Below are 22,102 nucleotides of genomic sequence, written 5' to 3' on the forward strand. Positions count from 1 at the left end.
GGACCCCAAGCCTTTCGTCTGGACGAAGACAGCCGACCAGATCCTTGAGTCCCTCGCCTCGTACTGCCGGCGAATTACTGACTCAGCACACTAGGCCGTTTCTCTCGGATCATCTGATCGTTGGTTGATGTGTGTCGTTGACTGACGCGCAGTGGGCGCGGATCGAGCCGTTGCTGCCGGACCGGACGCCAAAGCGGGGTGGGCGGTGGCGTGATCACAGGCAGGTGATCGATGCGATCGCGTTCAAATACCGCACGGGCACGCCGTGGATGGACCTGCCCGAGCGGTTCGGCTCGTGGAAGGGCGCCTACAGTCGCCTGCGGACGTGGGCGATCGACGGCACGTGGGACCGCGTCTTCGCCGCCCTGCTGGCCCAGGCCGACGCCGAAGGCGACCTGGAGTGGGTCGTTGCGGTCGACTCCACGATCGTGCGTGCTCACCAGCACGCCGCCGGGGCCCGTCAAAAGGGGCCCCGGCCGGCGAGCGGGCCTAGGCCCGTACGGCGGCGGCCCGGGCGGCGGCGACGATGGGGGAGCCGCGGAACTCGCGGGCCAGGGCCGTCAGGGGCTGGCCGGACAGCCGTGCCGGCTCGCGGTCCCGCGACGGGGCGGAGCAGGCGCCGGCGGCGGTCCCGGGTGAGGCCGCGTCCGAGGCGGCCGGGCGGGGGCCGGTGTCCGCGTCGGCGGGGGCGGCGGTGGCGGCGGTCCTGCGGCCGCACGCGGCGGCGAGCATGGCGGCGTCCGCGACGACCTCGGCCCGGGCCTCGCTCATGCCCTGCTCGCGCGCGGCCTCGTACGCCTTCCGGCGCACGCACGGGTCGAACCAGCGGGCGAGGGCCAGGATCCCGTCGTCGATGACCGATTCGCGGTGGATCAGCCGGATACCGACCGGTGACCACCAGGTGAGCGGAACCGTCCGCACGCTGGACGCGGCGAAGCCCCGCAGGGCCTTCCACAGCGGATGCAGTCCCCGGTACTCGCTGAAGTCCCGCCAGGTCGCCGACCCGCCGACCAGCGGCACGATGAAGCCCGTCGCGACCATCAGGGCCGCCCCCGCGGCCAGCGGCGGCGCCGCGTCCGTGGACAGGCCGTCCCAGTCGCGGCCGCTCCAGCGGGCACCCAGCGCGGTCCACTTGGCGACGAGATAGCCGAGGTCCAGCAGCCCGCCCGTCATGATCAGGGCCAGCCCGGTGCGCAGCGGCCGCAGGGAGGGGTGGGTGCGGCGCAGCCACCGCCCGGTGAGCAGGGTCAGCGCCGAGCTGCCGACCGTGTGCGCCAGCAGGTAGCAGACGATCATCTCCCGGATCCACGGGGTGTCGGCGTAGTACGTGTCCAGGTCCCGCAGGCGTTCCACCGGGGCCTCGCCGATCACGAAGAGGACGATGATCGCCACCGCGACCCCGCCGTAGACGGCCACCGTCAGCCGGGTGGCGCGGCGCACCACGGCCGGGGGGCCACCGCCCCACTGCAGGACCAGCACCACGCACGACCCGGAGAACGCGGTGATCAGGCCGAAGACCAGCGGGGCCGAGAAGTTGGCCACCCCGGTGAAGCGGTTGACCGCCGCGATCGTCGGCGGCGCCGCCAGGAACAGCACGAGGCAGCCCATGACCAGCAGCGCGCAGACGGCCCGCATCGGGGGCTGGTCCCACCTCCTGTGCAGCGTGGGCGCCTTGACCAGCAGGATCAGGATCAGGAGCGCCCCCGGCACGTAGAGGATCAGGCCGCTCTTCACCTCTTCACCGGGCCCGGCCGACGGGATCGGCCGGATCCGCCCGCTGGTCGAGCCCGGCGACGGTCCGTTCCGCGGCGGTGAGCGGCGGTGCCTTCAGCGCGCCGCGGTCGGAGGCGCGCAGGACGTTCCAGACCACCGAGGGCCGCAGCCAGTGGGTGGGCGTGGTGCTCATCGTGATGACCTGGAGGAAGGCGGCGGTGAGGGCCTCCCGGGTGGTGGCCCCCGTCATCAGCCGGCTGACGTACCCGTTCAGCAGCCCTGCCCCGGTCCGCGGCTTCATGCCGGTGGCTCCGGGGTAGAGGATGTCCTGCGAGGTGGCGAGGTCCCATGCCGTGGCCACCTGCGGGGCGATCGCGCGCTGAGCCTCGCGCCCGAAGGCGGGGTGGGCGAGCCCCTTGGCCCGCAGCAGGGACCGTACGGCGAGCAGCCCCTGGGCCGCGACGGTCATGCCCTGCCCGTAGAGCGGGTTGAAGGTGGCGACCGAGTCCCCGACGGCGAAGAAGCCGTCGGGCAGCTCGACCCTCTCGAAGAAGATCCGGCGGTTGGCGGTGCCCTTGGTGACGGCCACGTCCGTGAGGGGCTTGCGGCCTTCCAGGAGCTCGCCGACGATCGGGTCCCGGATGCCCTTGGCGAAGGGGATGAACGCGTCGGGGTCGCCGGTGGGCTGGCCGCCGCGGGTGCCGGAGAGGGTGGCCTGCCACTGGCCGTTCTCGATGGGCACGATGGTGGCCGTCTGGCCCGGTACGGGCACGCGGGGGTCGGACTGGACGTTCACTATGGGGAAGCCCGACTCGTGGGCTCCCTCGGGCGCCTCGAAGATGCGGGTCGCGTAGACCAGGCCGGAGTCGACCTCGGCCTGCCGGATCCCCCTCACGCCGAGCCCCTGCAGCCAGGTGCGGGCGCGGGAGCCGCGCCCGCTCGCGTCGACCACGAGGTCGGCGGGCACGAGTCTGCCCTCCTCCTCCGGGGTGTCGACGCGGACGCCGGTGACGCGGGCCGCGGTGCCCTCCAGGCCGCGGACGCGGCTCCGCTGGAGGGTGGAGACCCCGTCGAGGGCGGTCACCCGGGCCCGGACGACCGAGTCGAGGAGGTCACGGCTGCAGGAGATGTTGAACTGCATCTCCGCGAAGCGCGGGATCCAGCCCTCGGCGGTCTTGGTGACCAGGTCGGTGGGCAGGCTGCGGCGGATCGCGCCCGCCGCCGTCCAGTCCTCGGTGATCCCGGGCAGGATGTCCTCGATCGCGCGCGCCCCGCCGGACCACATCACGTGGACGTGCCGGGCCTGCGGCAGTCCGCGGCGCGGCGCCGGGCTGTCCGGAAGGGTGTCCGCGTCGATGATCGTGACCGTGGCGTGCTCGGCCAGGACGGCGGCCGCGAGCAGGCCGGCCATGCTGCCGCCGATGACGACGGCGTGGCGGGGCGGGGGAGACTGGGTCATCGTGTCGTGCTCTCTGTCGGGGCCGTGCTGAGGGCATCGGCGCAAGGAGTGCGGCGGGGGCGGGTTGCGGGTCACCGGCGTGACGCTCAACGCCCCCAGCCGAGCGAGGTCTTGATGCGCTCGATCGCCTCGGGGACCTGTTCCTCCCGGGGAGGCGGCAGGTAGGGCTTGAGGAGTTTGCCGAGGTACAGGCCGAAGATCTCGGCCCTGATCTCCGCGGGATCCTCCCGGTCGGCGCGCGCGGCGGCCTGCCGGACCACCGTGCCCAGACCGGTGTCCGACCGGAGCAGCTTCGCGAGGCCGCCGGCCCGGCCGGCTCCGCCGTCCGCGGTGCCCGCGTCGCCCGTGAGCCGGGCGGCCACCGCCATGCCCGGGCCGTGACTGTCGCAGGTGCCCTCGTCCACGTGCCACAACTCATGGCATGCGATGACGAGTTGGTGCTCGGGTCGGGTGTGCTCCTCGATGACGAGGAGATCGCGGGCGTCCATCTCCAGCCACAGCCCGCTGGCCGTGTCGGGCGGGAAGGAAGCGAAGCGGAAATCGACCTTCCGGCCGCCGCGCCGCCGGCCGTACGCGGTGCACAGCGCGCCGATGATCTCGGCGGCGCAGGCCGGCGGCGTCAGCCGCGCACCGGCGAGCAGATCGCCGCCCAGCCGGCGCATCGCCCGTGTGGTCCTCATGGCGCTCCCCCCTCGTCGGGCTCCGCCGGGCGGCCGAGCCGGCCCTCCCGCGCGAGCAGGTCGTCCAGGTGGTCGGCGAGCGACTTCCAGCCCCGCGGGGAGAGCCGGCCGGCCCGCGTGACGATGCTCCGTACGTCGTGCGCCCGCATCACGGCCAGCATCGGGTTCTCCCGGTCAGGCTCCGCGGACTCCAGTTCGGCCTCGATCAGGGCGAATGCGCCGGCGAGCGCCTCGGTGTCGTCGGCCAGCAGGAACCCGCCCTCGACCCCGTAGAAGCGCTGGATCCCGGCGGCCGCGGCGAGGTTGGGCAAGCCCTCGCCCTGCGCGAGGCGGGTCAGCGACTGGCCCGACGCGTCGAAGGACCTGGCGATGGCCGCCAGCGAATGGGCCTGGCCGTCCTCCCGTACGCGGGTCCGGCGCAGGTGCTCGAACCGTTGGTGCACCTGCTCCTTGAGGGGGAGCCGGGGCGGTTCGCCGTCCAGGGTGAGCCGGATGGCCTGCGGGGTCATGCCGGTCAGGTACGAGAGGTGCGCGAGGTCGTCGCGGCCGTTCGGGGCGGCGGTGGCGGTGGCGGCGGCCGGGAGGGCGGTGGCGGTGGCCGGGAGGGCGAGGGCCCGTTCCACGGCGCTCTTGCTGTCGGCCAGGAGGAAGCCGGCGTAGACCCCGAAGAACCGCTGCACGCCCGCCGCGTGTCCCATCCGCGGCAGCCCGGTGCCCGCGTTGAGCGGCCCGAGGGAGGCCCCGGGCGCGTCGAAGTCGTCGGCGATGGCGGCGAGCGGCCACTCCCGGCCGTGCTTGTCCCGTCGGGTGGCCCGCAGCCGCAGGAACCGCTGGTGCACGCGCCGTTCCAGGGGCACCTCGGCGGCCGTGCCCGCCACCACCTGAGCTATGCGCCCCGGTTCGACCCCGGACAGATGGCTCAGCCGCTCCACGCCCACCACCTCGGCCGGGTCGTGACCGCGCCGCTCCGACAGTGCCTCGACACGCCGCCGGATCGCGGCGAGATCGGGACGGACGGCGGCTCGCACCGGCGGACTCTCCATATGTCGACAAGGCGTTCGAGTGGATCGGGCTCCGTGAAGCCTAGCCCCCCGCCCTTGCCCGAACCATGGGAACCCCAACGTTTCCTGCCGTACGGCTCAAAAAGGGTTGGCATGACCCGGGAGGTAATCGACCCCCTCCGGGCCGCCCGGCACAGTGGGGGCATCGGGTTCCGGGGCCGCGCACTCGGCCCCGGAACCCGATGCCCCCACCTGGCCGTTCCACCTCGACGAAGGATGGTTCCCCATGTCCGCGACCCTGCTCGGCAGCATCGCCCGTACCGGCGTCCCGCAGCTCATGCTGCGACGCTTCCTCGCCCTCGACTCCGTCGTCACCACCGGCAACGGGCTCGCGTACGTCGCCTTCTCCGCCCCGCTCGGACGGCTGCTCGGCATCGGGCAGGGGGTGTTGTTCGGGCTCGGGGTGCTGCTCGTGGCCTACGGGGCCGCCGTCGGGCTGCTCGCCTCGCGCGGCCGGCCCCCGGCGCTCGCCGTGAAGGCCGTCATCGAGACCAACTACGCCTGGGCGGCCCTGAGTCTCCTCTCCCCGGCCGTCTGGTTCACGCCCACCCTCGCCGGGACCGTGTGGATCGTGGCGCAGGGCCTCACCGTCGCCGGCTTCGCCCTGCTCCAGCAGCTCGCCCTGCGCTCAGTCGACGAGTGAGCGCAGGTACTTCGCCGTCGCCGGGTCGGCCGGGAGCATGGTCTCGATGGCCAGCTCGGCGACGGTCACGTCCATCGGCGTGTTGAAGGTCGCGATCGACGACACGAAGGACAGCAGGTGGCCGTCGTGCTCGATGACGAGCGGCAGCGCGATGTACGCGACGGGCTCGGCCGGTTCCCCGTCGCCCGGGCGCTGCGCGGCCGGCGCGAGCGGGTACGCGGACACCTCCTCGTACAGCGCGCGCAGCGGCTCGGAGCGGGCCAGCGCGATCTGGCGTTCCATCTGGGCCAGCAGGTGCCCGCGCCACTCCCTGAGGTTGTGGATCCTCGGGGCCAGGCCCTCGGGGTGCAGGGTGATCCGCATGGCGTTCAGCGGCGGGGTCAACAGGTGCTCGGGCAGCCCCTCCAGCAGCATCAGGACGCCCCGGTTGGCGGCGACCACGTGGTAGGTGGCGTCGACGACCAGCGCCGGGTAGGGCTCGTACCCGGTGAGCAGCTGCTGGATGCCCTCGCGCAGCGTCTCCATCGACGGGTCGTCCAGCGCGGTCTGCGCGTAGCGCGGGGCGTAACCCGCCGCCAGCAGCAGGGCGTTGCGCTCCCGGACCGGGACGTCGAGGCGGTCGGCGAGCCTGAGCACCATCTCCTCGCTCGGCCGGGACCGGCCGGTCTCGATGAAGCTGATGTGCCGCGACGAGGAGTCGGCGCGGCCCGCCAGCTCCAGCTGGCTGATACCGCGCCGCTCCCGCCACGCGCGGAGCAGGGCGCCGACCGTCGGAGCGGCCGCGGGCGTCGTGGTGGTCATGGCGACGACGGTAGCCGAGCCCCCGGGGGTGTGCCCGTCACCCCAGGTCGAAGACGTTGCGCAGGCCGAGGCGGTGGCGCCACAGGTCGTGGCGCCTGGCGGACTCCATCTCCGGCGCCCGGTACAGCGGCTGGACCGTGCACCGCCCGGCCTTCGAACCATCCTGGTCCAGGAGGCAGTTGACGGCGGCGCGGGCCGAGGCGTTCGCGCCCTCCATCGTCGCCAGGTCGATGTCCACCGCGACGTAGTCCCCGCTGAGGAAGAAGTTCGGGATGCGGGTCCCCGCGCTCGGCCGGTTGTGGAAGGTGCCCACGGGGTGGATCAGCAGCTCGTCCTGGTTGGTGGGGTGCGGGGTGCCGAGTCCGTCCACCCCCGGGTCCAGGAACCACGAGTGCAGCCGGGAGTCGCTCAGCGGCGTCTTCCCGGTGTCGTTGAGGGAGGCCTTCAGCTGCGCCCACACCTCGCGGGCCACCTCCTCGCGGGTGCACTGCTTGGCCGTCTTCCCGTACAGGATCCCCGGCTTGTCCCACTCGGAGATGTCCACCGAGAGGCAGTCGACGGCCGTACCGTCCCCGTAGTCGGCCGGGAAGTTCCGCGCGGGCCAGTGCTCGGCCTGCTGGATCGCCGTCAACGACCAGGGGGAGTCGATGCAGTTGAGGTGCCCGTGCACGAGGGGCGCCCGCTCGGTCAGATAGAACTGGATACCGGTCATCCAGTCGGTCTCCAGCCTGTCGCAGCGCCCCAGCATCGGATCGGCCGCCCGCAGCCCGGCGCTCCAGGTGCGGCGGGCATGCTCGACAGGCAGTGCGCTCACGTAGTGGTCGGCCGTGACCGTCCGGCGGGCGCCGTCCGGGCCCTCGACGGCGACCCCGCTGACCCGGCCGTCGCCGTACTGCACCTCGCGCACGGTCCACCCGATCCTGAACTCCACGCCGACCGCCCGCAGATGGGTCTCCCACGGGTCGATCCAGGCCTCGTTGGTCGGCAGGTTGAGGATCCGGTCCGGCGGGCCGTCCGCCCCGCGCCCCAGCAGGTTGAAGACGAAGGCCTCGCCGAGGGTCCCGACCGTACGGGTGGAGGCCTCCTCGGCCTTGGTCGCGACGATGTTGCGGGTGATGCCGACGGCGAGGATCCGCTGGTACTCGGGCGACATCTGCGCGGCGCGCACGAAGTCCCACCAGGGTGTCCGCTCCCAGACCTCGCTCCGCCGCTCGTCGCAGCTGGTGAGGAAGACGAGGACGCGGTTGACGAAGTACGCCGTCTCGTGGAGCGGGAGCCGCACCAGCGTCTGCAGGATGCCGGTGAGGGCCCTGCGGACCTCGTCGGGCGTCAGCTCGGCGGGGGAGTGCTCCGGCCAGGGGATCGGTCCGCGCAGGTCCTCGCGGCCTGCCGCCCGGGCGAACATCATCTCGCGCGGGGCGACGAGGTTGTCCCACACGCCGTTCGCGTTCCCGGGGAAGGGGATGCGCCGCATGGTGTCGGGCAGGTTGTGGTAGATCCCGGGGATGAAGCGGAAGCCGTGCTCGGCGGGCAGCGGCCGGCGGCCGCCGCGGGCGCTGCCGGGCACGTCCATGCTGCGCGCCTTGCCGCCGAGCGCCCGGCGCTCGTACACCGTGACGGCGTAGCCGCGCTCGGCGAGTTCGTGCGCCGCCGTGAGCCCGGCCACCCCACCGCCCAGGACGGCGACGCGGCGGCCGTCGGGCGCCGCCGGGGCCCCCGAGGGCGCGGCGGCCGCGGCCGGGGCGGTCGCGATCCCGGCCGACAGCGCACCGGCGGTGGCGACGGCGCCCGCGCCCGCCCCCGCGATGAACGTACGCCTGGAACTCCCTGTGCTGGTCATGGCGAATGCCCCCTGGTTACCGCTGGTAACAGTCATGTCCGGCGCAGGAGCATAAGGGGGCCGCGACGGGCGCGGAAGGCACAGGAGCACCCGTGCGCACTATGGCGCGAAAGGGTTGCCCCGGCCCGCACTGTGGGAACCTTGACTACACGTCACGGGGAAAAGGAGCCGGTGCATGCCGAGTGAGCCGCTGTCACAGAAGGAGATCGAGGACCGGTTGCGGGAACTCCCCGGCTGGGCCTTCGAGGACGACCGGATCATCCGCACCTACCGGCTGGGCACGCACTTCGCCGCGAGCGCCCTCGTCGCCCACATCGCCTCGGTCCAGGAGGAGTTGAACCACCACTCGGACCTGACCCTCGGCTACAACACCGTCCGGCTCGCCGTGAACAGCCACGACGCGGGCGGGGCCGTCACCGAGACCGACTTCGCACTCGCCGAACGCGTCGAGGCCCTCGCCCCCGCCCACGGCGCGAGCTGATGACCACGCACATACAGTCCGTCAGACCCCTGCTGGACTACGACGCCGAGGCCGCGGCCTACGACACGAGCCGCGGCGGCGCCCCACGGGCCGAGGCCGCGGCCGCCGCGGTCCTGCGGCTGCTCCCGGCCGACGCGCGAACCCTCCTCGACCTCGGCTGCGGCACGGGCATCGTCACCCGCCGGCTGACCCGTCCCGGACTGCGCGTCCTGGGCGCGGACGCCTCCCACGGCATGGCCTCCGTGGCACTGCGCCGGGGCGTCCCCGTGGCCCTCGCCGACGCGGCCCGGCTGCCGGTGCGGTCCGGATCGGTGGACGCGGTGAGCGCGGTGTGGCTCCTGCACCTGCTGCGGCAGCCGGGACTGGTGCCCGCGGTGATCGCCGAAGCGGGCCGGATCCTGCGGCCCGGCGGGGTCTTCGTCACCACCGTGGACAAGGACTCCGCGCACGACGTGGGCAGCGACATCGACGCCGTGTTCGCCGCGCACCTGGCCCCCACCCCCGCCGACGCCTCCGGGGACGTCGAGGCCTACGCGGCCCGGGCGGGCCTCCTCCCGGCCGGCGAGGCCCTCTTCACCGGCCACGGCCAGGGCCGCAGCCCGCGCGCCTCCGCCGAGGCCCTGCTCGCGGGCCGGTACGCCTCCCGCATCGCCCCGCGCGGCATCACCCCGCAGGAGCTGGCGGCCCGGCTGGAGCTGCTGCCCGACCAGGAGGTGCCGCGCGCGGAGCCGACGTACCGCCTGCGCGCCTTCGTACGCGTCTGACGGGCGCGCGGCGCGGAGCCGCGCGGCTCCGCCCCGCGCGCCCGGCACACCGGATGCGGGCGCCGCGGGGCTACACCCGTTCCAGGCGCCACCACTGGGCCGGCGAGTCGGTGTCCTCGCCCTGCCGGACCGGGCCCGCCCCGTCCGTCTCCAGCGGCAGGCCGCTGATGCAGGCGATCAGGGACACCACCCCCGGATCGTCGAGGTGCTCCTCGACGATCCACTCCTGCGCGCCGAACGCGTTGGCCCGCCACACCTGCACCCGGGCGCCGCTGTCCGTCGACGCGTTCGCCACGTCCAGGCGCCGCTCGTTGTCCTCGCTCACCACGTGGAAGATCCCGCCGCCGTCGTGCACCGGAGCGATCCGCCAGCGGCGGGCGGCCTGCGGAGCGGGCGGCCCGTCCGGGCCGACCCGCACCCGGGAGGCGCCCTCCAGCTGGAGCACCAGCCCGCTGCCCACGTTGCGGATCCGGTAGAGCCCTTCGGGAAGGTTCATCCGGCCGTCGCCCTCAGACGTCGAACTCGGCCGGGTCCGGCCCGATCCGGCGGCCCGCCGCGCCCGCGCCCAGGGCGTCCAGCGCGGCCATGTCGGCGGCCTCCAGCTCGAAGCCGAAGACGTCCAGGTTCTCCCGGATGCGCGCCGGGGTCACGGACTTCGGGATCACGACGTTGCCGTGCTGGAGGTGCCAGCGCAGCACCACCTGGGCGGCGCTGCGCCCGTACTTGTCGGCGAGCGCGGTGACCTCCGGGAGGGTGAGCAGCTCCTTGCCCTGGCCCAGCGGTGACCAGGCCTCGGTGGCGATCCCGCGCGCGGCGTGCACGGCGCGCAGCTCGGCCTGCGGGAAGAGGGGGTGCAGCTCGACCTGGTTCACCGCCGGCACCAGCGCGCTCTCGGCGGCGAGCCGCTCCAGGTCCTCCGGGCGGAAGTTCGACACGCCGACCGCCTTGGCACGGCCGCTCGCCGCGATCTCCTCGAAGGTCTTCCAGATGGAGACGAAGTCGTCGCGCATCGGGCGCGGCCAGTGGATCAGGTAGAGGTCGACGTGGTCCAGGCCCAGCTTGCCGAGGGAGTCGTCGAAGGCGCGCAGTACCTCGTCCCGGCCCCACCGCTGCTTGCGGCCGTTCCACAGCTTGGTGGTGACGAACAGCTCCTCGCGCGGCAGCCCGGAAGCGGCGACGGCCTTGCCGGTGCCCTTCTCGTTGCCGTAGACGGCGGCCGTGTCGATGCTGCGGTAACCGGCCTCCAGCGCGGTCCCGACGGCGTGCTCGGCGTCCGCGTCGGGCACCTGCCAGACGCCGAAGCCGAGCTGGGGCATGAGGGAGCCGTTGTTGAGCTGAAGGGTGGGGACCTGCTGGTTCACGTCTGGTCGTTCCTCGCGTCGGCGGCGGTACAGCGTCGTACGAGGGGCGACAACCGGCCCCTCGTACGACCTATTCCCGCCATCCGCGGAGCGCTCACGAGGCCCCTCGGACGGCCCTCACGCGGCGCCCAGATACGCCTCCCGCACCAGCGGGTCCGCCCGCACCTCGGCCGCCGTCCCCTCGGCCAGCACCGTCCCGAGGTCCAGTACGACCACCCGCGCGCACAGGTCCATCACGAAGGCCACGTTGTGCTCGACCAGTAGCACCGCACAGCCCTCCTCGGCCGCCAGCCGCCGCACGACCCCGGCCAGCTGCCCGCGCTCGGGCGCCGACATCCCGGAGGCGGGCTCGTCCAGCAGCAGCACCCGCGGCGGATCGGCCACCGCACGGGCCAGTTCGACCATCCGGGCCTGCCCGACGGGCAGCCCGCCGGCGTACGAGGCCCCCAGCGCGCCGATCCCGCAGTCGGCCAGCACCCGCTCGCCGCGGACCCGGCGGGCCCGCTCCCGGGCGCGCCGGGCCGGGACGGCGAGGAGGTCGGCGGCCAACCCGCCCCCGCCGCCCCGCCACTCCTGCGCCACCAGCACGTTGTCGGCCACGCTGAGCTGCCCGAACAACTGCTGGCGCTGGAAGGTCCGGCGCATCCCGTGCCGGGCCCGCCAGACGGGGGAGCGCCGGGTGATGTCCGCTCCGTCCAACAGCAGCCGCCCCTGGTCGGGCCGGCGGATCCCGGACAGGACGTCGAAGAGGGTGGTCTTCCCGGCCCCGTTCGGCCCGATCAGCCCGCACACCTCGCCCGCCCGGATCCCGAGGTCCACCCCGGTCAGCGCCGTGACCCCGCCGAAGCGGACGCCGACACCCCTGGCCTCCAGCACGTAGCCGCTCATGACCCCACCCCGCTCGTCCCCATTCCCAGGTAGGCCTCGGTGAGCCGGTCCGCCTCCACCTCGGCCCGGGGGCCGCACCAGGAGACCCGGCCCTGGGCGAGGTAGGCGACGGTGTCGGCGATCCCGAGGATCCCGGCGGCCTTCTCCTCCACCAGGAGCAGCGCGGTCCCGGCGTCGCGCAACTCGGTGAGCAGCGCGTACACCTCCTCCACCACGCGCGGGGCGAGCCCGAGCGAGGGCTCGTCGGCGATCAGCACCTCGGGCGGCCGCTGGAGCAGGGGTGCCAGGGCCAGCAGTTGCTGCTCCCCGCCGGACAGTGCCCCGGCGGGCACGGCGCGGCGCTCGGCGAGGCGGGGGAAGCGCGCGTACACGGCCGCCCGGGCCCCGGCCTCCGTGAGGTACAGGGCGAGGTTCTCCTCGATGGTGAGCGCGGGGAAGAGTCCCCGGCCCTCGGGGGCGAGCAGCACCCCGGCCCGCGACCGCCGCACGGGGCCGTCGCGGGTGGCGTCCCGCCCGCGCACGAACACCGCGCCGCCCGTGACCGGCAGCAGCCCGGCGGCCACCCGGCACGCGGTGCTCTTCCCGGCCCCGTTGGGCCCGAGCACGGCGAGGATCTCCCCCTTGCGGACGGTGAGATCGACCCCGTGCAGCACGAGCCCCCCGTCGTACCCGGCGCTGATGGCGCGCAGCGCGAGCGCGGGCGCCGCGGGCGGTGCGCCCGAGGGGGCCCGGGGCGGGGCCCCGGTTTCCGGAAGGGACGGGACCCCGGTTTCGGAAAGGGGCGGGACCCCGGTCTCCGGAAGGGGCGGGGCGGGGGACGAGCTGCCCGCGGGGCCCCCCGCCCGCCGCTTCGCGAGCCGCACCGGCACGGCCGCGCAGTACCCGTCGGGATCGTTGGCCAGGGCCAGCCCCGCCAGGCCGAACAGGATCACCGGCAGGTGCGCGGACGGTGTCACGTAGTCGGACAGCAGCCGCGGAGCAACGGCGAACACGAGCCCCGCCACCACCGCGTACTGCGGCCGACGTACGCCCGCCGCCACCACGACCGCCAGCCACACCAGCCCCGTCAGGGCCGTGAAGTCCGTCGCCGTGATGCGGGTGTTGTACGAGGCGTACAGGACGCCCCCGAAGCCGGCCAGCCCCGCCGACAGGGTGAACAGCAGCAGCTTCGTCCGCAGCACGGACACCCCCGAGGCCACGGCCGCCGCCGGCGCCGACCGTACGGCCAGCATCGCCCGCCCCGACGGGGAGTTCCGCAGTGCGCCCAGCCCCGCGGCGACCACCGCGACCAGCACCACCAGGGCCACTCCCAGCGCCCGGTCGTCGGACAGGTCCACCGGCCCGAACACCGGCCGCGGGACCGACCACCCGGAATCGCCGTTCCGCAGCCACCTCAGCTGGAAGAGGACCTGGTCGGCGAGGAACGCCAGCGCCAGCGTGGCCAGCGCCAGGGACCTGCCCCCGAGCCGCAGCGCCGGCAGCGCGACCAGCGCCCCCAGCAGCGCCGCCGCGCACGTGCCCACCGCCAGCGCGGCCACGAACGGCCAGCCCCGGCTCATCAGCAGCCCGGCGACGAGCGCGGCCCCGGTCACGAAGGTGCCCTGGGCCAGGGACACCATCGCCCCGAGCCCGGTCACGACCGTGAAGGACATGAACACCAGCGCGATGGCCAGCCCCTGGGCGAGCAGCCCGCTCCAGAAGGGTGTGGTGACGGTGTAGAACGCCACGCACAGCAGTGCGCCGCCCGCCGCCCACACCCCCCACCGCCGCCCCCACGAGGCCCCCGCCAGATGGTCGACGGGCGGGGCGTCCACGGCCGCGACCCCCGCCGTCCGGGCCCTGCGGGTGAGCACCAGCAGCCCGCCGAACAGGATCAGGAAGGGCACCGCCGTACGGAAGCCCGTGATGCCCTCGGCGAAGGACGCGTACCCGGCCACCAGGTTCTGCAGGACCCCCAGCCCCAGCCCGCCCGCGAAGGCGAGCGGCACGGACGCGAACCGCCCGAGGACCGCCGCCGTGGCCGACACGAACAGGAACAGCGTGAAGTCGTGCGCCGACAGCCCCAGCAGCGGCGTCGCCAGCACCCCCGCCAGGCCCGCCAGCCCCGACGCGATCATCCACGCGGCCGACGACAGCCGGTCGGCGCTGATCCCGCGCAGTTCGGTCAGCGAGCGGTTGTCGACGGCGGCCCGCAGCAGCAGCCCGAGGCGCGTGTGCCGCATCAGCACCCACAGGGCCACCGCCACCAGCGCCGTCACCACCCAGGTGATCAGCTGGTCGGAGTCGATGCCGACGCCCTCGGCGAGCTGCCAGGACCGGGCGGGGCTCGGCCCCACCCCCGGCAGGCCGAACTGGTTCTCCGCCGGCTTCACCGGCGCGCCCGCGTCCGCCAGCAGGTCCACCGCCCACAGCCCGGCGGCCGGCAGCGCCACCAGCAGACCGATGGTCGCCACGATCTGGGCCGTCTCACCGACCCGCGCGAGCCGCCGGAACATCAGCCGGTCCAGCCCCCAGCCGAGACCGGGCGCAAGGACGAACACCACCAGCAGCGCCGCCGGGACCGCCGGCCAGCCCAGCCCCGAGTGCAGCTCGTAGAAGGTGAGCGCGCACAGGTAGGCGGTGGCCCCGTGCGCGAAGTTGAACAGCCCGGACGCCGAGTACGACAGCACCAGCCCGGTGGCGAGCAGTGCGTACAGGGCGCCGGAGACCAGACCGCTCAGTACGAAGACGAGCAGATCTCCCATGCCGCGGCCCTATTTGAAGGGGACGGGTTCGTAGCACGTGAACGGGACGGAGACCTCGTACGCGCCGTTCTTCAGCTGTACGAGCGCGCCGCAGCCGAAGCTGTCCTTCTGCCCCTTGGTTCCGCCCGGTCACCGACGAGGGTGCCGGTGTCGGAGAAGCCCTGCGCGGCGCTCTGGAAGGACTCGACGGTCAGGTCCTTGCCCGCCTTCCGTGCGATGGACACGAACAGGTCGGCCGACATGTACCCGGTCAGCATGTGCATGCTCAGCGGGACTTCCCGGCCGTCCGCGGCCGCCTTGATGTCCGCCTTGAACTGCGCCATCTGCGGGTCGGTCGACTCGAACGGCTGGAACTGCAGCAGGACGTGCACCCCGTCGAGCGCCTGCTTCGTGGCGTCCTTGGCGAGCAGGCCCGGGTCGTAGTCGGTCGGGTCGGACAGCAGCCCCTTGTACCCGCCGCGCTTGAGCGCCGTGAACAGCCCGATGTTGTTGGGGGTCTGCATCACGGAGACCACGGCGTCCGGGGCCTTGCCGCCGTTGCTCTCCAGGATCTCCTTCACGTACGCGGACCAGTCGCTGGGGACGGCGGTGGCGGGCACGGAGGCCTTGGCGTAGGAGACGGTGAACCCGGCGCTGGTGAAGCCCTGCTGGAAGGTACGGATGCCGAACTTCCCGGCGTCGCTGTCGTTGGCGATGACCGCGACCGACTTGCCCTGCGCCCCGCCGAGGATCCGGGCGATGCCCTCGGGCCAGGTCTGGTTCAGGGTGCCGCCGGGGGTGGGGACCAGGCAGCCGTTGAACCCGTAGACGTACTTGGGCCCGCAGAAGGAGGGCAGGGTGCCCCAGCCGAAGGTGGGGACCTTCTCCTGTTCCAGGAAGTCGGCTCCGGAGAAGGTCACCGAGCTCATGGGGGAGACGGCGAAGACCTTGTCCTGCTGGACGAGCTTGCGGGCGGCCGCCAGGTTCTTCGCCGGGTCCTGGCCGTCGTCCTCCGCGCCCAGGTAGTCGATCCTGCGGCCGTTGACGCCTCCCTCGGCGTTGGCCCTCATGTAGCGGGCCTTGGCGCCGAGGTCGGTGTCCTTCTTGCTGTAGCCGCTGGCGCTGGTCATCGACACGATGCCGCCGACCTTGATCGAGTCGGCGGTGATCCCGCGGGAGTCCCCGGGGCCGTCGCCGGGTCTGCCCGGGCTGGTGCCGTTCGTGGAGGCGGAGTTGCAGGCGGAGACGAGCGCGAGGGCCGCCGCCGCGGCGGCCAGGGTGCGGATCGGTCGCAACATGTCGGGGGATCCCCTCCGGTCGGAATCCCCGCATTCTGTGCGTGACCTGACGCACCGTCAATATTTACGGCAAAGAGAAATGACGGACCGTCAGTTGTACGGGAGGGGCGGCCGGCAAGGGGGCCGGACCTGCGGCGACCGTGACGAAGGGGTGATCGAGGCCAAGGGTGCCGGCGAGGCGCTCCGCCCGGTTACCGGCCTCGGCGTGCAGGGCCGCCTTCGACACGGCGAATCCTGACATATCCGACTAAGGTGGGTCGGAAAGGTAAAAAAGCATGTCCGGCGGCTCGTGGCATCCCCGCGCGCCGTCCGGCTGTCCCTGGAGGCGTGATGACCGTACCCTCCGACGCGGCGCCGCGGCACCCACAGAGCGACCCCGAGGACGTCCTCGGGCAGCTCGGAAACTCCTGGCACTGGGCGCTCGGCTTCGCCCTCGCGACCCTGATCCCGGGCATCCTGGTGCTCGTCTGGCCCGACGAGACGCTGCACATCCTGGCCGTGATCATCGGCCTGCAGCTGCTGGTGGCGGGCGGCTTCCGCTTCGTCTCGGCCTTCTCCCACCGCACCGACGGGGGCAGCAGCCGACTGGCCGGCGTCCTGATCGCCCTGCTCGCGTTCCTGGCCGGCGTCCTTGTGCTGCGGCATCCGATGCAGACCATCGGTGCGCTGTCCCTGATCGTCGGGGTGTTCTGGCTGATGACCGGAGTGCTCACGGCCTACGTCGCCATCGCCGACCGCGCGCTCGTGCACCGGGGCCTGACCTTCGCCCTCGGCGCCCTCGGCGTCGTGGCCGGAATCGTCGTGCTCTGCTTCCCGGTGGACTCCGCGGTCGCCCTGACGCGGCTGCTGGGCCTGTGGCTCGTCCTGCTCGGCGTGTTCGAAGTGGTGATGGCCTTCGCGCTGCGCTCGGCCACCCGCCGGACCGCGCCCCCACCGATGCCCAGGACGACGCCCCGGACGGGGTGAACGCCGGGCACCGTCCTCACGAGCACGACGAGCCGGGCACCCCCCTCACGACGAGTAGAGCGCCGCGACCTCCTTGGCGTACACCTTCTCGATCGCCCGGCGCTTCAGCTTCAGCGAGGGCGTCAGCAGCCCCCGCTCCTCCGTGAACTGCTCGCCCAGCACCCGGAACGTCCGGATCGCCTCCGCCTGCGACACCAGGGTGTTCGCGGCCACCACCGCCCGGCGGACCTCCGCCGTCAGCTCCGGGTCGTTCACCAGGTCCGCGGCCGGCAGCTGCGGCCGGCCGCGCATCGACAGCCAGTGCGCGATCCCGTCCATGTCCAGCGTGAGCAGGGCCGCGATGTACGGCCGGTCGTTGCCCACCAGCACGCACTGCGACACCAGCGGATGCGAACGGACCCGCTCCTCCAGCGCGGCCGGCGCGACGCTCTTGCCGTTGGAGGTCACCAGGATGTCCTTCTTGCGGCCGGTGATCGTGAGGTAGCCGCCCTCGTCCAGCCGCCCCAGGTCGCCGGTCGCCAGCCAGCCGCCGCGCAGCACCGCCTCCGTGGCGCGCGGGTCGTTGAGGTACCCGGCGAATATGTGGCTGCCCTGGAGCCACACCTCCCCGTCGTCCGCGATGTGCACCGCGCTGCCCGGGATCGGCCGGCCCACCGTGCCGTACTTCGTCGCGCCCGGCGGGTTCGCCGTGGCCGCCGCGCACGACTCGGTCAGCCCGTACCCCTCGTACACCGTGATCCCGGCGCCGTCGAAGAACAGCCCGAGGCGGCGCGACATCGCCGACCCGCCCGACATGGCGTGCCGCACCCGGCCGCCCATCGCCTCGCGGACCTTCCCGTAGACGAGCTTCTCGAAGAGCTGGTGCTCCATCCGCAGCCCGGCCGAGGGCCCCGGCCCGATGCCGAACGCCTTCCGCTCGCGCGCCTCCGCGTACCGCACGGCCGTCTCCACCGCCCGGTCGAAGGGGCCCGAACGCCCCTCCGCCTCCGCCTTGCGGCGGGCGGCCGCGAAGACCTTCTCGAAGACGTACGGCACCCCGAGCACGAAGGTCGGCCGGAAGGCGGCCAGATCGGGCAGCAGCTCCGCCGCCGCCAGCACGGGCTGGTGCCCCAGTTTCACCCGCGCCCGGACGGCGGCCACCTCCACCATCCGCCCGAAGACGTGGGCCAGCGGCAGGAAGAGCAGCGTCGACGGCTGCTCGCCCGGTCTGCCCTGGAACACGGACTCCCAGCGGGTCACCAGGGTGTCCGCCTCGTACATGAAGTTGGCGTGCGTCAGCACGCACCCCTTGGGACGGCCGGTGGTGCCGGAGGTGTAGATGACGGTGGCCGTCGAGTCCGGGGTCACGGCGCGGCGGTGGCGGTGCACGACGTCCTCGGCGACCCCGCGGCCGTCCGCGACGAGGTCCTCCACGGCTCCGGCGTCGAGCTGCCACAGGCGTTTCAGGTGGGGGAGCCGGTCGATGACCGAGCCCACGGTCATGGCCTGGTCCTCGTCCTCGACCACGCAGGCCGTGCAGTCGGTGTCGTACAGGATCCAGTGCACCTGATCGGCGGAGGACGTCGGATAGACGGGGACGGGCTGGGCGCCGATCGCCCACAGGGCGAAGTCGAAGAGGGTCCACTCGTACCGGGTACGGGACATGACGGCGACCCGGTCCCCGAATCGCACGCCCTGGGCCAGCAGCCCCTTGGCGAGCGCCAGCACCTCGGCGGCCAGCTCCCCCGAGGTGACGTCCCGCCACACACCGTCGCTCTTGCGGCCGAGCACCACCCGGTCCGGATCCTCCTGGGCGTGCCGGAACACGACGTCGGCCAGTCCGCCGACGGGCGCGCCCGTGACGACCGGTGGGACGGTGATCTCGCGCAAGGCCCCGCTCCTCTCCGCGCGCCGCCGCGAACGTACCTCACGGTCAAGGGGCGTTGATCGGCAATCGGATACCTCCACAAGACCTCCCCAGTGATCCACCGTCCCACGCCTCTGACGTGCGACGTTTCAGGGCTTCCGGCGCCGCGGTCGGGTCAGCCGGTGCGGCTGAGCCGGTCCGCGCCGCTGAGCACGGCCGCCGCCAGCGCCTCGGCCGCGGCGGAGGCGCGCGGCCCGCGGAGCAGCGCGAACTCCACCGGCCCCAGCTCGGGCAGCCCGGAGACCCGCACCAGGCCCGGCGGGATCAGCCCGCGGGTGTGCGCCATCACGCCGAGCCCGGCCCGGGCCGCCGCGATCAGACCGCTCAGGCTGCCGCTCGTACACGCGATCCGCCAGGACCGGCCCTCGCGTTCCAGCACCTCCAGCGCACGGGCCCGGGTGATGCCCGGCGGCGGGAAGGCAATCAGCGGAACGGGACGCTCCGGGTCAACCCGCAGCCCCTCCGCGCCGATCCACACCATCCGGTCCCGCCACACCAGGCGGCCCCGCTCGTCGCCCGGGCCGCGCCGCTTCGCCAGCACCAGGTCCAGCCGCCCCGCGTCCAGCCGCTCGTGCAGCGTCCCCGAGAGCTCCACCGACAGCTCCAGATCCACCTCGGGGTGCTCGTGGCGGAAGCCCTCCAGGATCTCCGGAAGCCGCGTCAGCACGAAGTCCTCCGACGCCCCGAACCGCAGCCGCCCGCGCAGCCGCGTCCCCGCGAAGAAGGCCGCCGCCCGCTCGTGCGCCTCGAGGATCGTCCGCGCGAAGCCGAGCAGGGCCTCGCCGTCCTCCGTCAACTCCACGCTGTGCGTGTCCCGTACGAACAGCGGCCGCCCCGTCGCCTCCTCCAGCCGCCGCACGTGCTGACTGACCGTGGACTGCCGCACGCCGAGCCGGCCCGCGGCCTGCGTGAAGCTGAGCGTCTGGGCCACCGTGAGGAACGTGCGCAGCTGGACGGGGTCGTACACACCCCCGATGCTAGGCCGTTCCCCCGGCCGCCGGTCCTCGTCGTGGCCGTTGACCTGCGCACGAGCGGTCCGCGGGGGCGGGGGGCGGCTGCTGCTGACCGCACCGGCGCGGGTTACCGTGTCCCTTCATTTCGAGGGGGACCACTGATGTCGTACACCACGGGGCCGGGGCCGTACCCGGGACAGCCGAATCCGCAGTGGGGAGGGAACTGGCCACCGCCCTTCCCGCCGCCGCCCAAGCCCGGCGTCATACCCCTGCACCCGCTCGCCGTGGGCGAGATCCTGGGCGGCGCCTTCACGACCTTCCGCCGGTACGCCAAGCCCCTGATCGGCGTCATGCTCGCCGTCCAGGCCATCGGGATCATGATCATGGTCGCCGCGATCGGCGCCACCGTCGCCGTCACGCAGGACCGGTTCGCCGCGCTCTTCGACCTCCCGCCGGGCGTGGACCCCGACGGCGCCGACGTGGCGGCCCTGTTCCTGTCCTTCGTACCGGCCGGTGTGCTCCTGCTGGTCGTGGTGACGCTGGGCGCGGCGATGATCGCCGCCCTGTGTCCCGCGGTGGTGCAGGAGGCCGTGGTCGGCCGGCCCACGACCTTCGTCGCGATGTGGAGCCGCAGCTGGTCCCGGCTGCCGTCGGTGCTCGGAACGCTGGTGCTGACCGGGCTGATCGTGGGCGGGCCGATCCTCGTCCTCTACGCGGTCTGCGTTCCGCTGATCGTCATGTCCTCCGAGGGCTCGGGCCCGCCGGCCGCGCTCGCCCTGCTGATCCCGGGCGTCCTCCTCTACATGCCGGTCGCGGTGTGGCTCATGACCCGGTTCGGCTTCGCGCCCGCCGTCGCCGTGTGCGAGGGTCTCGGCCCGGTCGCGTCCCTGCGGCGCTCCTCCCGGCTGGTCAACGGCGGCTGGTGGCGCGTGTTCGGCATCTCGATGCTCGGGTCCTTCGTGGCCGGCGCCATCGGCTACGCCATCCAGCTGCCCTTCGGCTTCGTCGGCATGGTCTCGCTCTTCCCCGCCCTGTCGGCGGGGAGCGAGGGCAACGCCGATCCGGAACAGATCCTCGTCGGGCTCCTCGTGTACGCGATCGCCGTCCTGGTCGGCGGCGCACTGAGCGCGCTCTTCCAGTACGGCTTCCCCTCGCTGGTAAACGCCCTGCTCTACGTCGACCTGCGGATGCGCCAGGAGAACCTCGCCGACGCCCTGATCGCCGCCGCCGGTGCCGCCCCCGCCCATGCCACCGCCGCCGGCCCCGGTCCCACCGCCACAGGTGCCGGTCCCGCCGCCGGTGCCGCCCCCGCCGACGCACCCGTCCCGGCCCCGCCGCCCGCCGCGGAGCCCGACGAGAGGTGACGTCCGCCCATCGCGGATCGTGATGACAGTGAGTGCGGTGTGCGGGTTTCCCGATCACCGCCCACCGTCGACCATGGAGGGAGCACGGTGCCCGGGTCGCCCACCCGGGCGCCACTCCCCCCGACAGCAAGTGAGCACCCCGCCCATGCGCCGCCCGCACCTGCCCGCCCGGCTGCCCCTGGACCCGTACGTCCTGGCGCTGCTCGGCACCGTCGGCCTCGCCACCCTGCTCCCCGCCCGCGGCGCGGCCGCCCCGATCGCCGACGGCGCCTCCACCGCGGCCGTGGCCCTGCTCTTCTTCCTCTACGGCGCCCGGCTCTCCACCCGCGAGGCACTCGAAGGACTGCGCCACTGGCGGCTGCACCTCACCGTGCTCGCCTGCACCTTCCTGCTCTTCCCGCTCCTCGGCCTGGCCGCCCGCGGCCTCGTGCCCACCGTCCTGACACAGCCGCTCTATGCCGGCCTGCTCTTCCTCTGCCTGGTCCCCTCGACCGTCCAGTCCTCCATCGCCTTCACCTCGATCGCCCGCGGCAACGTGCCCGCCGCGATCTGCGCCGGCTCCTTCTCCAGCCTGGCCGGCATCGTCCTCACCCCCCTCCTCGCCGTCGGGCTGCTCGGCGGCCACGCGGGCGGCTTCTCCCTCGACGCGCTCCTCAGGATCACCCTCCAGCTGCTGCTGCCCTTCCTCCTCGGGCAGTGCCTGCGCCGCTGGGTCGGCGGCTTCCTCGTCCGCCACAAGCAGGTCCTCGGCTACGTCGACCGCGGCTCGATCCTGCTCGTCGTCTACGCCGCCTTCAGCGCGGGCGTGACCGCGGGCATCTGGCACCAGGTCAGCCCGGCGCGCCTCGGAGCCCTGTTGCTGGTCGAGGCGGTCATCCTCGCCGTCATGCTGCTCGTCACCCGGTACGGCTCGGCCCGGCTCGGCTTCGACCGCGCGGACCGCATCGCCATCCAGTTCGCCGGGTCGAAGAAGAGCCTTGCGGCCGGACTCCCCATGGCCGGCGTGCTGTTCGGAGCCCAGGCGGGCCTCGCCGTGCTCCCGCTGATGCTCTTCCACCAGATGCAGCTGATGGTCTGCGCGGTCATCGCCCGCCGTCACGCCCGGGCCCCGGACCGGCAACCCGCCGCCGACCGTGTGGCGGAGGTCTCGCCCGCGGCCCAACAGCCCACCGGCCAGGCCCGATAACGTGCGGTGGTGACC

At 73.6% G+C, this 22,102-nt stretch carries 19 protein-coding genes and 1 pseudogene; 7 read left to right on the forward strand and 13 right to left on the reverse strand.

Annotated elements, in window-relative coordinates; translation table 11 throughout:
* Positions 1–131: 131 nt before the first annotated feature.
* Positions 132–470: pseudogene (locus ACFYP3_RS18715) on the forward strand (IS5 family transposase); the annotation flags it as partial.
* Positions 471–489: 19 nt separating this feature from the next.
* Here the strand turns inward: ACFYP3_RS18715 and ACFYP3_RS18720 are convergent.
* The 4 genes from ACFYP3_RS18720 to ACFYP3_RS18735 form a co-directional block, all read right to left on the reverse strand.
* Complete coding sequence (locus tag ACFYP3_RS18720; protein WP_388833416.1) at positions 490–1,734, reverse strand: MAB_1171c family putative transporter; 1,245 nt, start codon at positions 1,732–1,734, stop codon at positions 490–492.
* 4 nt (positions 1,735–1,738) lie between these two features.
* On the reverse strand, positions 1,739–3,172 hold the full coding sequence (locus ACFYP3_RS18725) for an NAD(P)/FAD-dependent oxidoreductase (protein WP_388833418.1): 1,434 nt from the start codon (positions 3,170–3,172) through the stop codon (positions 1,739–1,741).
* Positions 3,173–3,258: 86 nt separating this feature from the next.
* Positions 3,259–3,852 carry a toxin-antitoxin system, toxin component gene (locus ACFYP3_RS18730; protein WP_388833421.1) on the reverse strand — a complete coding sequence of 198 codons (594 nt, stop codon included), beginning with the start codon at positions 3,850–3,852 and terminating at the stop codon, positions 3,259–3,261.
* Positions 3,849–4,880 (reverse strand): hypothetical protein, encoded by a 1,032-nt coding sequence (locus ACFYP3_RS18735; protein ID WP_388833424.1) that lies wholly within the window; start codon positions 4,878–4,880, stop codon positions 3,849–3,851. The genes ACFYP3_RS18730 and ACFYP3_RS18735 overlap by 4 nt, the downstream gene beginning before the upstream one ends.
* 259 nt (positions 4,881–5,139) lie before the next feature.
* Here ACFYP3_RS18735 and ACFYP3_RS18740 point away from each other — a divergent pair, with 259 nt between their 5' ends.
* The gene (locus tag ACFYP3_RS18740) at positions 5,140–5,556 is read left to right on the forward strand and encodes a hypothetical protein (protein WP_388833427.1); all 417 of its coding nucleotides are present in this window, start codon (positions 5,140–5,142) and stop codon (positions 5,554–5,556) included.
* On the opposite strand, the gene ACFYP3_RS18745 is transcribed toward ACFYP3_RS18740, so the two are convergent.
* A complete protein-coding gene (locus tag ACFYP3_RS18745) occupies positions 5,542–6,357 on the reverse strand; it encodes a helix-turn-helix domain-containing protein (protein WP_388833430.1) in 816 nt (271 codons plus the stop codon). The two genes, ACFYP3_RS18740 and ACFYP3_RS18745, sit on opposite strands and share 15 nt — an antisense overlap.
* Positions 6,358–6,394: 37 nt before the next feature.
* Complete coding sequence (locus tag ACFYP3_RS18750; protein WP_388833433.1) at positions 6,395–8,197, reverse strand: FAD-dependent oxidoreductase; 1,803 nt, start codon at positions 8,195–8,197, stop codon at positions 6,395–6,397.
* 175 nt (positions 8,198–8,372) lie between these two features.
* Between ACFYP3_RS18750 and ACFYP3_RS18755 the strand changes: the two genes are divergently transcribed.
* Positions 8,373–8,678 (forward strand): 4a-hydroxytetrahydrobiopterin dehydratase, encoded by a 306-nt coding sequence (locus ACFYP3_RS18755; protein WP_388833436.1) that lies wholly within the window; start codon positions 8,373–8,375, stop codon positions 8,676–8,678.
* Positions 8,678–9,442 (forward strand): class I SAM-dependent methyltransferase, encoded by a 765-nt coding sequence (locus ACFYP3_RS18760; protein ID WP_388833439.1) that lies wholly within the window; start codon positions 8,678–8,680, stop codon positions 9,440–9,442. Before ACFYP3_RS18755 ends, ACFYP3_RS18760 begins: the two co-directional genes overlap by 1 nt.
* Before the next feature lie 70 nt (positions 9,443–9,512).
* On the opposite strand, the gene ACFYP3_RS18765 is transcribed toward ACFYP3_RS18760, so the two are convergent.
* From ACFYP3_RS18765 to ACFYP3_RS18785, 5 genes are all read right to left on the reverse strand, one after another.
* On the reverse strand, positions 9,513–9,938 hold the full coding sequence (locus ACFYP3_RS18765; RefSeq protein ID WP_388833441.1) for an RICIN domain-containing protein: 426 nt from the start codon (positions 9,936–9,938) through the stop codon (positions 9,513–9,515).
* A gap of 13 nt (positions 9,939–9,951) precedes the next feature.
* Entirely contained in the window at positions 9,952–10,758 is an 807-nt protein-coding gene (locus ACFYP3_RS18770; protein WP_388833790.1) for an aldo/keto reductase, read from the reverse strand.
* 162 nt (positions 10,759–10,920) lie between these two features.
* Positions 10,921–11,691 (reverse strand): ABC transporter ATP-binding protein, encoded by a 771-nt coding sequence (locus ACFYP3_RS18775; RefSeq protein WP_388833444.1) that lies wholly within the window; start codon positions 11,689–11,691, stop codon positions 10,921–10,923.
* Complete coding sequence (locus tag ACFYP3_RS18780; protein WP_388833447.1) at positions 11,688–14,435, reverse strand: ATP-binding cassette domain-containing protein; 2,748 nt, start codon at positions 14,433–14,435, stop codon at positions 11,688–11,690. The genes ACFYP3_RS18775 and ACFYP3_RS18780 overlap by 4 nt, the downstream gene beginning before the upstream one ends.
* Positions 14,436–14,506: 71 nt before the next feature.
* The gene (locus ACFYP3_RS18785) at positions 14,507–15,712 is read right to left on the reverse strand and encodes an ABC transporter substrate-binding protein (RefSeq protein WP_388833450.1); all 1,206 of its coding nucleotides are present in this window, start codon (positions 15,710–15,712) and stop codon (positions 14,507–14,509) included.
* A gap of 330 nt (positions 15,713–16,042) precedes the next feature.
* On the opposite strand from ACFYP3_RS18785, the gene ACFYP3_RS18790 reads away from it, so the two are divergent.
* On the forward strand, positions 16,043–16,678 hold the full coding sequence (locus ACFYP3_RS18790; protein ID WP_388833452.1) for an HdeD family acid-resistance protein: 636 nt from the start codon (positions 16,043–16,045) through the stop codon (positions 16,676–16,678).
* Positions 16,679–16,723: 45 nt separating this feature from the next.
* Here the strand turns inward: ACFYP3_RS18790 and ACFYP3_RS18795 are convergent, their stop codons facing one another.
* Entirely contained in the window at positions 16,724–18,547 is a 1,824-nt protein-coding gene (locus ACFYP3_RS18795; protein WP_388833455.1) for an AMP-dependent synthetase/ligase, read from the reverse strand.
* A gap of 152 nt (positions 18,548–18,699) precedes the next feature.
* Positions 18,700–19,551: a LysR substrate-binding domain-containing protein gene (locus tag ACFYP3_RS18800; protein ID WP_388833458.1), complete on the reverse strand. Its 852-nt coding sequence runs from the start codon at positions 19,549–19,551 to the stop codon at positions 18,700–18,702.
* A gap of 147 nt (positions 19,552–19,698) precedes the next feature.
* Between ACFYP3_RS18800 and ACFYP3_RS18805 the strand changes: the two genes are divergently transcribed.
* Together ACFYP3_RS18805 and ACFYP3_RS18810 are read left to right on the forward strand one after the other, a co-directional pair.
* Complete coding sequence (locus ACFYP3_RS18805; RefSeq protein ID WP_388833461.1) at positions 19,699–20,901, forward strand: oxidoreductase; 1,203 nt, start codon at positions 19,699–19,701, stop codon at positions 20,899–20,901.
* Between the two features lie 145 nt (positions 20,902–21,046).
* Positions 21,047–22,087: a bile acid:sodium symporter family protein gene (locus tag ACFYP3_RS18810; protein WP_388833464.1), complete on the forward strand. Its 1,041-nt coding sequence runs from the start codon at positions 21,047–21,049 to the stop codon at positions 22,085–22,087.
* Positions 22,088–22,102 lie beyond the last annotated feature (15 nt).

Origin of the sequence: Streptomyces sp. NPDC005533, from assembly GCF_042871845.1 — a bacterium.
Classification (GTDB): domain Bacteria; phylum Actinomycetota; class Actinomycetes; order Streptomycetales; family Streptomycetaceae; genus Streptomyces.